10 protein-coding genes and 2 pseudogenes are annotated in these 10623 nt (G+C 29.9%); 10 read left to right on the forward strand and 2 right to left on the reverse strand.

All coding sequences use genetic code 11. The features are described 5' to 3' along the window. Nucleotides 1–497: 497 nt before the first annotated feature. Nucleotides 498–1376, forward strand: coding sequence for an FUSC family protein (locus B2671_RS04125; protein ID WP_346869282.1), 879 nt, complete (start codon nucleotides 498–500; stop codon nucleotides 1374–1376). Nucleotides 1377–1423: 47 nt separating this feature from the next. After that, nucleotides 1424–1897 carry a peptide-methionine (S)-S-oxide reductase MsrA gene (gene msrA / locus B2671_RS04130; RefSeq protein WP_346869283.1) on the forward strand — a complete coding sequence of 158 codons (474 nt, stop codon included), beginning with the start codon at nucleotides 1424–1426 and terminating at the stop codon, nucleotides 1895–1897. 80 nt (nucleotides 1898–1977) lie between these two features. Here msrA and B2671_RS04135 read toward each other — a convergent pair whose 3' ends face one another. Beyond that, nucleotides 1978–2361 carry a DUF5658 family protein gene (locus tag B2671_RS04135; protein ID WP_346869284.1) on the reverse strand — a complete coding sequence of 128 codons (384 nt, stop codon included), beginning with the start codon at nucleotides 2359–2361 and terminating at the stop codon, nucleotides 1978–1980. Between the two features lie 688 nt (nucleotides 2362–3049). Here B2671_RS04135 and trpB point away from each other — a divergent pair. Then, on the forward strand, nucleotides 3050–4216 hold the full coding sequence (trpB, locus tag B2671_RS04140; RefSeq protein ID WP_346869285.1) for a tryptophan synthase subunit beta: 1167 nt from the start codon (nucleotides 3050–3052) through the stop codon (nucleotides 4214–4216). 189 nt (nucleotides 4217–4405) lie between these two features. On the opposite strand, the pseudogene B2671_RS04145 reads toward trpB, so the two are convergent. Next, nucleotides 4406–5733, reverse strand: a pseudogene (locus B2671_RS04145) (aminotransferase class V-fold PLP-dependent enzyme). Between the two features lie 148 nt (nucleotides 5734–5881). Between B2671_RS04145 and B2671_RS04150 the strand changes: the two are divergent. The 7 genes and pseudogenes from B2671_RS04150 to B2671_RS04180 form a co-directional block, all read left to right on the forward strand. Then, complete coding sequence (locus tag B2671_RS04150) at nucleotides 5882–6322, forward strand: RrF2 family transcriptional regulator (protein WP_035133236.1); 441 nt, start codon at nucleotides 5882–5884, stop codon at nucleotides 6320–6322. After that, complete coding sequence (gene nifS / locus B2671_RS04155) at nucleotides 6315–7508, forward strand: cysteine desulfurase NifS (protein ID WP_346869286.1); 1194 nt, start codon at nucleotides 6315–6317, stop codon at nucleotides 7506–7508. Before B2671_RS04150 ends, nifS begins: the two co-directional genes overlap by 8 nt. 18 nt (nucleotides 7509–7526) lie before the next feature. Continuing rightward, nucleotides 7527–7955 (forward strand): Fe-S cluster assembly scaffold protein NifU, encoded by a 429-nt coding sequence (nifU, locus tag B2671_RS04160; protein ID WP_035133240.1) that lies wholly within the window; start codon nucleotides 7527–7529, stop codon nucleotides 7953–7955. Between the two features lie 13 nt (nucleotides 7956–7968). Next, on the forward strand, nucleotides 7969–9048 hold the full coding sequence (mnmA, locus tag B2671_RS04165; RefSeq protein WP_346869287.1) for a tRNA 2-thiouridine(34) synthase MnmA: 1080 nt from the start codon (nucleotides 7969–7971) through the stop codon (nucleotides 9046–9048). Between the two features lie 140 nt (nucleotides 9049–9188). Continuing rightward, nucleotides 9189–9593 (forward strand): Fe-S cluster assembly scaffold protein NifU, encoded by a 405-nt coding sequence (nifU, locus tag B2671_RS04170; RefSeq protein ID WP_346848304.1) that lies wholly within the window; start codon nucleotides 9189–9191, stop codon nucleotides 9591–9593. Between the two features lie 103 nt (nucleotides 9594–9696). Further along, a complete protein-coding gene (locus tag B2671_RS04175; protein WP_346869288.1) occupies nucleotides 9697–10215 on the forward strand; it encodes a PRC-barrel domain-containing protein in 519 nt (172 codons plus the stop codon). After that, nucleotides 10202–10623: pseudogene (locus tag B2671_RS04180) on the forward strand (hypothetical protein); the annotation flags it as partial. The gene B2671_RS04175 and the pseudogene B2671_RS04180, both read left to right, overlap by 14 nt.

Below are 10623 nucleotides of genomic sequence, written 5' to 3' on the forward strand. Positions count from 1 at the left end.
TGGAGTTTTAATAGTAGTAGGGGTAAGTTATATAAATAGAGTAAATGAAAGGTCTATTTTAGGAAAAAGTATGCAAGAGGCCTTTATTTTAACAAGCCAGCAATTTAAAAATATCTTGCAGAGGGAGTATGATCATACAATAGAAGATAAATGTTCTAAAATAATGAGAGATATTGCTTACAAAGTATATGTAACAAGACATAGAAGATATTTGACCACTAAGCTAGGAAAAGTTCAATTTCAAATATTTATTACTGTAGAATATTTTAATTTATATATGATTCACATATATGAAGGTATTAAAAATTTAAGTATTTCCAAGGAATATATAGAGAAGTTAAAAGAAATAGTAGAAGATATAATAGAGTTATGCAAAAATANNGTTTCAAACTATAAAGGAATCTACTGATAACTTTATAAGAGAATGGAGTATAGATGAGCAATACCACTTAGAGATATCTTTAATACTAGAAAACCTTCTTAGTAGTATTAAGGAATTGAACTCCATAGAAAAAAGAGGTTCTAATAAAGTATATAAAGAGTGGGCTAGAGCTGACATAGATAAAACTAGAGTAACCTTTAAAGAATATTTCAGACCCAATACTATAAGATTTAAATTTGCTATTAGAATGGCAATAACTCTTACTATAGCATTACTTATAGGAGAGTTTTTAGGATTTTATAAAATAATATGGGCAGCAATAACTATAATGTCTATTATGCAACCTTATTATGAAGACACAATTAAAAAGGCTAGGGATAGAGTTATAGGGAATATATTTGGAATTCTATTTACGGGTGTACTTATTAATGTGGCAGATTCTCAAATAATTACCTTAGGAATTTTAGTTATATCTCTTTATCTAATTTACGCTTTTAAGGAATATTATAAAATATCGTTATTTGCAGCCATGGCATCCATATGTATAGCATCTTTAACGGAAAATATAAATGTATTAATTTTATATAGAATAGTATACGTGATTATAGGGGTAGTTGTAGTGGTTATAGTCAATAGAGTTATTTTCCCATATAGGCTAAAGGATGGAGTAGAACAACTTATAGATAAAATTGCTAGGTTGAATAAAAAGCTTATAGAAGATAGTATGGAATTTTTACAAAGTAATAAGCAAATTCATGAAATAAGGGATTTGATTATCCATTCTACGCTTTTATGTCAAAAACTATATATGAGAAATCTTCAATACAATGATAATGAGATTAATAAATTTATAGCTATTAATAATAAATATGTGATACAGGTAGGATATAAGGTATTAATAGCATATGGGAAAAATGAAAATGGTAAGAAGGAAAATATAGAATCTATATTGAATCTATATGAAAACTTTAATAATAATATACATCATATGTAATGGTAATATAAAATATACATTAAAGAAAATATAAAGGAGTTAACAAGATGAAAAAGATTGTATTAGCGGGAGGATGCTTTTGGGGTGTAGAAGAATTTTTTTCTAGAATTCACGGTGTAACAAATACAGAAGTAGGATATGCCAATGGTAGAACAACAAATCCTACCTACGAAGATGTGTGCTATGGGAATACAAATTTTGCAGAAGTATGTGTTATAGATTATGATGAAAGTATAATTTCTTTAGAGGAAATACTAAATAAATTTTGGGGAATAATAGACCCAACCGCACCTAATAGACAGGGAAATGATATAGGAAGTCAATATAGAACTGGAGTTTATTATGTTGATAAATTAGATGAAGAAATAATTCGAAACAATATAGAAAAAATACAGAAAAACTATATAAAGAAAATGGTTACAGAAGTAAAAACTTTAGAAAATTATTATAGAGCAGAAGAATATCATCAAAAGTATTTAAAGAAAAATCCTAATGGATATTGCCATATAAAATTAGATTAATAATAGGTTTAATCATAAATTAATGAAGCTACAGGTAAAAACCAACTAAGGATGGAATGGATAATTAGTTATAAGTGCATTTAAGATAGTAATCCTTTTGTATATAATAAAACTAAGAGATTAAATAGGTGAAGAACATTGATTAATATATACATTATAAGTACTAAATTAGCAGTGATATTTGAAATGAAAAGCCCTTTTAAGGTTGCGCCTTTAAGTCTATAGTTCCAGTAAAGGATAACTAATAATACTATAGATATTTTTAAAAAGAAACATAGAGGGAAATTAGGCACAATGCATTTTGCAATAGCATTAACCTCGTAAAATATACCACTGTACTTACCCACAAAGAGCCAAGTAAAAAGCAAATCACTAATATTTAAAAAAAGAATAAAGAGTAATTTTTTTCTTATAGGCTTTGAAGTTGTAACTTCTGATTTAGTTGTAAATTTAATAAAATTCATAAAATAACACCTCACAAAAAAATATATCCATATTATGTTAAAATATGCCATTATATTAAAAGTTTATGTAAGTTACTACTTATATTGTAGAATAAATAGTTCTATGAGATCATGTAAAGGTGTATCAACATAGCTTGTATATTTTATCACTGTAATTTTCAACAGAATCTTTTAAATATAGTGTTGACATATCCACTTTATAAAATATATAATAGTAAAAACATACAATGGTAAAAATAAATATAATTTAATTTGATGATAAGGAAGAGTAGTTTAATTTAGCTTTGATAAAGAGAGTTGGGGATGGTGGAATCCTAGCATGAAGGAATTAGATGAATGGACCTTTGAGAAATAAGGGGAAATTATTGGTGAGAGTACCTGAATCGTAGGCTACACGTTACAGTAGATAGAGTATGTAAGTACTTGAAATTAAGAGGCATATTGATAAATTTGTATTAGTGTATTTATCAATGGCAATTTAGGTGGCACCACGGAATTATCTCCGTCCTATTTTTATAGGACGGAGTTTTTTTATATTTTTATTATTGTATGGAAGTATTTGAATTATTTTAGGTGGTGGTATGTATGAAGTGAAAGTGCGAGGAATTAAAAGCAAAACTTAATAAATTTAATAAAAGTTATATTAATAAAAGTTATATAATGTTTTTAAAGAAAAGGAGATTTTATTATGAAAGGATATTTTGGTAAGTATGGCGGAGCATTTGTTTCAGATGAGGTGAAAAAAGCTTTAAATGAGTTAGAAGAAGCTTTTGAAAAAGCCATTGAAGATAAGGAGTTTATGAGGGAATATAATTACTATTTAAAGGATTATAGTGGCAGAGAAACACCCTTATATTTTGCTGAGAACCTAACAAAGTTTTGTGGAGGTCCTAAGGTATATTTGAAAAGAGAAGATTTAAATCATACAGGAGCACATAAAATAAATAATGTTTTAGGACAAATTCTATTGGCTAAAAGAATGGGAAAAAATAAAGTAATTGCAGAAACGGGAGCTGGTCAGCATGGAGTAGCTACGGCTACTTTAGCTGCAAAATTTGGAATGGAATGTGAAATTGTAATGGGAGAGGAAGATATAAAAAGACAAGAGCTCAATGTATTTAGAATGAAAATATTAGGAGCAAAAGTCACTCCAGCAATTAGTGGTACAAAAACATTAAATGATGCAGTGAATGAAGCTTTAGAAAAATGGGTAAAAAATATTTCAGATACTTTTTATGTCCTTGGTTCCGCAGTGGGACCTCATCCTTATCCAAAAATTGTTAAAGAATTTCAGAAAATAATTGGTGAAGAGGCTAGAAAACAAATATTAGAAAAGGAAAATAAACTTCCTAATTATGTAGTTGCCTGTGTTGGAGGAGGAAGTAATGCCATTGGAATTTTTACAGCTTTTCTAGAAGATAAAGAGGTTAATCTTATTGGAGTAGAGGCAGCAGGTTATGGAGTGGAAACAGAAATGCATGCAGCTACAATAACAAAAGGAAAAGAGGCTATTATTCATGGTATGAATACCATTGTATTAAAGAATGATAGGGGAGATATTAAGGAAGCCTATTCTATCTCCCCTGGACTTGACTATCCAGGAGTTGGACCTGAACATGCATTTTTAAGTGAGATTGGTAGAGCAAATTATAAATATATTACAGATGATGAAGCTATAAAAGCATTTATGCTTTTATCAAAGTTAGAAGGAATAATACCAGCCATCGAAAGTGCTCATGCCATTGCTTATACTATTAAATTAGCAAAAACTCTACAGAAAAATGAAGTCATAGTAGTAAATCTTTCAGGACGAGGGGATAAGGATGTGTCTTCTATAAATAAACTTCTTAATTAGTATGATTTCAACTATTATAAGTTTAATTATCTAATTTAAATTGAAAATCATTTATTTTAAGTATGAAAATTTTACTTAGTTTCCTATATAAATATTTATATAGGAAACTAGGTAAATATGAAACTATTTAAATAGTTGTTTTATTTATGCGGGTTTGAAGGGGTTTTGATTTTTGAAAACATTAATAAATTATATTAAGCTACCTTTCATTGAGGTATATTTTTGTGTGTAATACCCCTTATTATCTACAATTTTTTTTATGGCGTATAAGAATTTATCAATTTCATCTATTGTATTGTAAATACCAAAACTAATTCTAACCATACCAGGCTGAATATCTTTAGATGCAAGAGTCATTTCTTCTATCATAGACTTAGGAATTTTTAAAAGTCTTTGTAGATATGGATGAGCACAGAAACATCCACTTCTTACAGCAATTCCAAATTCATAGGCTAATATTTTAGCAACTATAGTATGATGTATTCCTTCTATATTAAATGGAATAATACTAACTTTATTTTGAAAATCAGAATAATTACTATATATTTTTACTGAATGTATAGATTGAAGATGTTTTGTAGTATATACAGTTAAATATTTTTCATATTCATCTATATTAGACATTCCAATTTGAGAAAGCTCATTTATAGCAGCACCTAAAGTTATTGAGCCTATAAGGTTTGGTGATCCAGCTTCTTCCTTATCAGGGGAATTAGTCCATATTACTTTATCATGAGATACGAATTTAATGGTTCCTCCACCGGTATGGTCAGGTTCATACTCATTAAAAAAATCTTTAGGTCCAATTAATACACCACAACCAAAGGGGGCATACATCTTATGTGCTGAAAAAGCAACAAAGTCAATAGGTCCTAAAGGGAGTTGAAGGCCTATAGAAAATTTACTGTGAGGAATCAGTTGAGCTCCGTCTACTAAAATTTTAGCTCCANNGATATGGTATATATAGGGTTTTTAATGCCGGTAACATTTGAAGCTCCAGTTATTGCAACTAAAGAAATTCTTCCATTATATAGTTCTAGTTTAGACTTTAAATCATCCATATCTAAATAACCTTCATCGTCTACTTTTACATATTTCACTTCAAAATTTTTTCTCCATGGTAAATCATTAGAATGATGCTCCATAGAAGTGCATAGAATAATTGACTCCTTATCTTGACTAGCTAATATACCAGCTAGCTTATTTATAGCTTCAGTACAGTTTTTTACATATATAACATCCATCATATCACTATAATCATTAATGAAAAATTTCACAATTTCCCTCGAGGTTTCATACATATAGGTGGATAACTGAGATTTATATCCATCTCCTCGATGTATTGAGGAGTAATAAGGAGAAAAATTTATTACTTCATCAATTACAGATTTTAATGGAGGCGTAGTAGCTGCATTATCGAAATTGATACCTATGCAATATGATTTATCTATCAATGGAACTTTAATATCTACTCCATAAACTAAGTCTCGATATGGATTATCCCTAAAGTTACTCATTTTTTACCTCCTTAATTAAATAGTTGTTATTATATAATATTAAAGATATATTTTATTGGTGCAGATATTAAAAGAATAGTTGACATAAATACTCTGATTTGATATTATTAAACCATAGTAAAGTACTCAACATTAAGGAATGATTTTTATGAAGTTATCAACAAAGGGAAGATACGGGGTTAAAGCTATGGTTGACCTAGCTATTAACTACGGAAAAAGCCCTATATCTATTAAGAGTATTTCAAGTAGACAAAATATTTCAGAATATTATCTTGAACAGTTATTTTCTGTGTTAAGAAAAGCAGAGCTAATAAAGAGTATAAGAGGAGCCAATGGAGGATACATTCTAGCCAAGGATCCAAAAGAAATTACAGTATACCAAGTATTAGAGGTGCTAGAAGGGCCTATCGAAATTTCAACCTGCTTAGATAGTGATGGCTGCAACAATATTGATTGTTGCGCAACTAGAATAGTATGGAAAAAAATTAAGGATAGCATTGATTCTGTAACAATGGCAATAACTTTACAGGATATTGTAGACGATTATTCTAACATACTGAAAATTAAAGGAGTGAACCTAAATGAATAAAACAGTTTATATGGATTATGCGGCAACAACATACACAAAACCAGAAGTATTAGAGGATATGATACCTTACTTTACGGAGTTTTATGGTAACCCATCATCTATATATTCGATTTCAAGGGAAACTAAAAAAGCTATAGATAAAGCAAGAAATAGAATAGCAAAAGCTATTAATGCAGATCCGGCAGAGATATATTTCACTGGTGGTGGATCAGAAGCAGATAACTGGGCAATTAAGGGAATAGCCCTTGCTAACAAAAATAAAGGAAATCATATTATAACTACTAAAATAGAGCATCACGCTGTACTTCACACTTGTGAATATCTTGAAAAACAAGGATTTGAAGTAACTTATTTGGATGTGGATGAAGAAGGATTTATTAGATTAGAAGAACTAAAAGATGCTATAAAGCCAAGTACTATATTAGTGACTATAATGACTGCTAACAATGAGATTGGCACTGTACAACCTATTAAAGAAATAGGCGCTATATGCAAAGAAAGAAAAGTTTTCTTCCATACAGATGCAGTTCAAGCTATAGGCCATATAGATATGGATGTTAAAAATATGGATATAGATGCATTATCTCTATCAGGACATAAAATTTATGGTCCTAAAGGTGTTGGAGTTTTATACTTAAGAAAAGGCATAAAAATTCACAACTTGGTTCATGGTGGAGCTCAAGAAAGAAATAGAAGAGCTGGAACAGAGAACGTAGCTGGAATAGTTGGATTAGGAAAGGCTATAGAGCTAGCTATGGAAAATTTAACTGAAGAAAAAGAAAGATTAACTTATTTAAGAGATAAGCTTATAAAGGGATTACTAGAGATCCCATATTCTAAACTTAATGGTTCTGTAGGAGATAAAAGACTGCCAGGGAACGTAAATATTAGTTTTGAATTTATAGAAGGGGAGTCAGTGCTTTTAATGCTTGATGCTAAAGGAATATGTGCATCAAGTGGAAGTGCTTGTACATCTGGATCTTTAGATCCATCTCACGTATTATTGTCTATAGGACTTCCTCATGAAGTTGCTCATGGTTCGTTAAGACTTACAATGGGTGCTAAAACAACTGAAGAAGAAGTAGATTATGTAATAGAAACTGTACCTGCAATAGTACAAAGGCTTAGAGATATGTCACCATTATATGACAGTTTCTTAAATGGAAAAATTAAAAGTTTTTTTTAACAAGGAGGATAAATAATTATGATATATAGTGAAAAAGTAATGGATCATTTTACAAATCCAAGAAATGTTGGAGAAATAGAAAATGCTAGCGGAATTGGAGAAGTTGGAAATGCTAAATGTGGAGATATAATGAGAGTTTATTTAAAAGTTGAAGATGAGAAAATCGTAGATTGTAAATTTAAGACTTTTGGATGTGGATCTGCCATAGCGTCTTCTAGTATGGCTACAGAGTTAATAAAAGGAAAAACCTTAGATGAAGCATGGACACTTACAAATGTAGCTGTAGCAGAAGCTTTAGATGGACTTCCACCAGTTAAAATGCATTGCTCAGTTCTTGCAGAAGAAGCTATTCATAAAGCTATAAATGATTACAGAGAGAAACAAGGATTACAGCCTTGGGATTACGAAGAACATGATGATATACATGATCAAGTTCATGGAGAATAGGTGTGATACTTAGATGAAGAAAAAAGTTGTAATAGGGATGAGTGGAGGCGTTGACAGTTCTGTAGCAGCATATCTTTTAAAAGAACAAGGATATGATGTCACTGGAATAATGATGAAGTTATCTCCAGATAATCCTGAATATGCAGAAAATGAAGGTGGTTGTTGTTCTCTTTCAGCAGTTAATGATGCAAGACGAGTAGCAGATGTTTTAGATATACCCTTCTATGTTATGAATTTTAAAGCTCCTTTTAAAGAGCATGTAGTAGACAATTTTATAGAGGAATATTTTAGTGGGAGAACCCCAAATCCTTGTATAGAATGTAATAGAAAAATTAAGTTTGAAGAATTTTTGAGAAAAGTTCAAGGGTTAGGCGCTGATTATATTGCTACTGGCCATTATGCTACTATAGATTTCAAAGATGGAAGATATAGATTAAAGCGTTCAGAAGATGATAGAAAAGACCAAACCTACGCCCTATATACTCTAACACAAGATCAATTGGCACATACTTTGATGCCTTGTGGAGCTTATTCTAAAACAGAAATCAGGGCTATAGCTGAAAAAATAGGGTTGGAAGTATTTAGAAAGAAAGATTCTCAAGAAATTTGCTTTATACCTGATAACAATCATGGTAATTATCTTTCTAGATTTAGTGGAAGAGAAGTTGTACCAGGAAATTTTGTAGATAGTACTGGAAAAGTTTTAGGGAAGCATAAGGGCATAGTATACTATACTATAGGACAGAGAAAAGGTCTTGGAATTGCTCTTGGAAAGCCTGTATTTGTAACTAACATAATCCCAGAGAGAAATGAAGTAGTTTTAGGCGAAGAATCAGAAATCTTTAATACTACGCTTATTGCTAAAAACATAAATTTAATTCCTATGGATAAAATAGAAGGAGAGATTATGGTTGAGGCTAAGGTAAGATATTCAGCTAAACCAGCTCCTGCAAAACTAACTCAATTAGATGAAAATCATATTAAGTTAGACTTTGAAACTCCTCAACGGGCTATAACTAAGGGGCAATCTGTCGTTTGCTACCAAGGTGACCTTGTTGTTGGTGGAGGAATTATTGAAAGAGTTATAAAATAGTAAATTAAATATAATTTTAAAGTACAATAAAAAGATTGAATGATATTTTAGGGTTGTCTTAAAGAGAATTAGCTAGATTTATTGAGATAAGTTTAGCAAGCTCTAAGACAATCCTTGAAGTCATTCTAGGAGGGATTTTTATGGATTACAGTGATAAAGTTCTAGAACATTTTTATTCACCAAGAAATGTAGGTACTTTACCTGATGCTGATGGCATAGGTGAATGTGGGGATGTAAGATGTGGAGATGTTATGAAGATATATTTAATTATAGAAGATAATGTGATTAAAAATGCTAAATTTATGACCTTTGGTTGTGGATCTGCTATTGCATCATCCAGTATTGCCACAGAACTTATTATTGGAAAGACTCTAGAAGAAGCCTGGAATCTTACTAATGAATCTGTTATAGAAGCTTTAGATGGATTACCATCTTCTAAAATTCATTGCTCCGTACTTGCAGAACAAACTATACACAAGGCTATTAATAACTATAGAGAATCTCATGGACTTGAAAAGTGGAAAGATAAGTATAACAATGAATAGATGATATTTTGGTTATACAACATAGTCCACATTAATATTAGTATAAACTCTCTTTAAATAGGCAAGGATAGAAATATCATTTCCTATGAAGGGAGTTTATTTTATGGCTAAAAGTAGAGATTACATCTATATGGATGTAATGAATATCCAAGGAAAAAAGATAGGATATATAAAGGATTTATTAGTTGATTTTAATAAGGGGGAAGTGATAGGATTTAAAATTAGTCCATATAGATTATTGGGTAAGGAGTTTAACGTACTAAAAGAGAATATAGTATATCATAAGTCTCAGCTAGTAATTAACAATATAGTTAAGGATAAATATTTAGAATTCTCAAGTATTCTGAATATGCATGTTATAGATAAATGCTCTAATATATTAGGTTTAGTAAGTGAGGTTATATTCGGTGATGATGACTTTAAAATAAAAGGACTTGCAGTAAAAGATTATAATATATTCAGCATGTTTAAAAGTAGAAGTATTTTATTAAAACCATACTTAATACTAGGAGACGATTATATATTATATACAGCTGAAAATACTAATATAGCTTTGGAATGTATGCCTAATGTAGGAAAGAAAAAAGCTACTAATAAGGATGTATACTATGAAAAAGATTGATTGGAATTTGAGTATCTTAGGTAGGTTATCAATAGCTCTATTGATTGTAGGTATAATAATATTTTTATTGTGGAAGTTTCCTATTTTTACTGAGGTTTTAGGAGTAGTGATAATATCCTTTATAATTTCATATAGTATTAGACCTTTTCATAAGTTCTTTATGGACAGGGGACTTAATAGAAAGTTAAGTGCTTTAATAGTAATTCTATCTATTATATTATTTGTAGTTATAATATTTTCTATCTTAGTTCCATGGATATATAATGAAAGCTCTAATTTTGCTGAAGTAATAGGTGAGATGAAAAGTTATTATGAAAGAATTACTGGAGATATTAAATATGTAACTGATAGTCCTTTCGTTAAGGAAGTGTTATATAGTTCCTATGAAAAATTCAAAGACGCTCTTAT

Origin of the sequence: Clostridium sp. UBA5119, from assembly GCF_002414285.1 — a bacterium.
GTDB lineage: Bacteria > Bacillota > Clostridia > Clostridiales > Clostridiaceae > Clostridium_J > Clostridium_J sulfidigenes.

Coding starts and splice junctions, on each gene's coding strand:
- msrA (WP_346869283.1), top strand. CDS start 1,424: ATGAAAAAGATTGTATTAGCGGGAGGATGCTTTTGGGGTGTAGAAGAA.
- B2671_RS04135 (WP_346869284.1), bottom strand. CDS start 2,361: ATGAATTTTATTAAATTTACAACTAAATCAGAAGTTACAACTTCAAAG.
- trpB (WP_346869285.1), top strand. CDS start 3,050: ATGAAAGGATATTTTGGTAAGTATGGCGGAGCATTTGTTTCAGATGAG.
- B2671_RS04150 (WP_035133236.1), top strand. CDS start 5,882: ATGAAGTTATCAACAAAGGGAAGATACGGGGTTAAAGCTATGGTTGAC.
- nifS (WP_346869286.1), top strand. CDS start 6,315: ATGAATAAAACAGTTTATATGGATTATGCGGCAACAACATACACAAAA.
- nifU (WP_035133240.1), top strand. CDS start 7,527: ATGATATATAGTGAAAAAGTAATGGATCATTTTACAAATCCAAGAAAT.
- mnmA (WP_346869287.1), top strand. CDS start 7,969: ATGAAGAAAAAAGTTGTAATAGGGATGAGTGGAGGCGTTGACAGTTCT.
- nifU (WP_346848304.1), top strand. CDS start 9,189: ATGGATTACAGTGATAAAGTTCTAGAACATTTTTATTCACCAAGAAAT.
- B2671_RS04175 (WP_346869288.1), top strand. CDS start 9,697: ATGGCTAAAAGTAGAGATTACATCTATATGGATGTAATGAATATCCAA.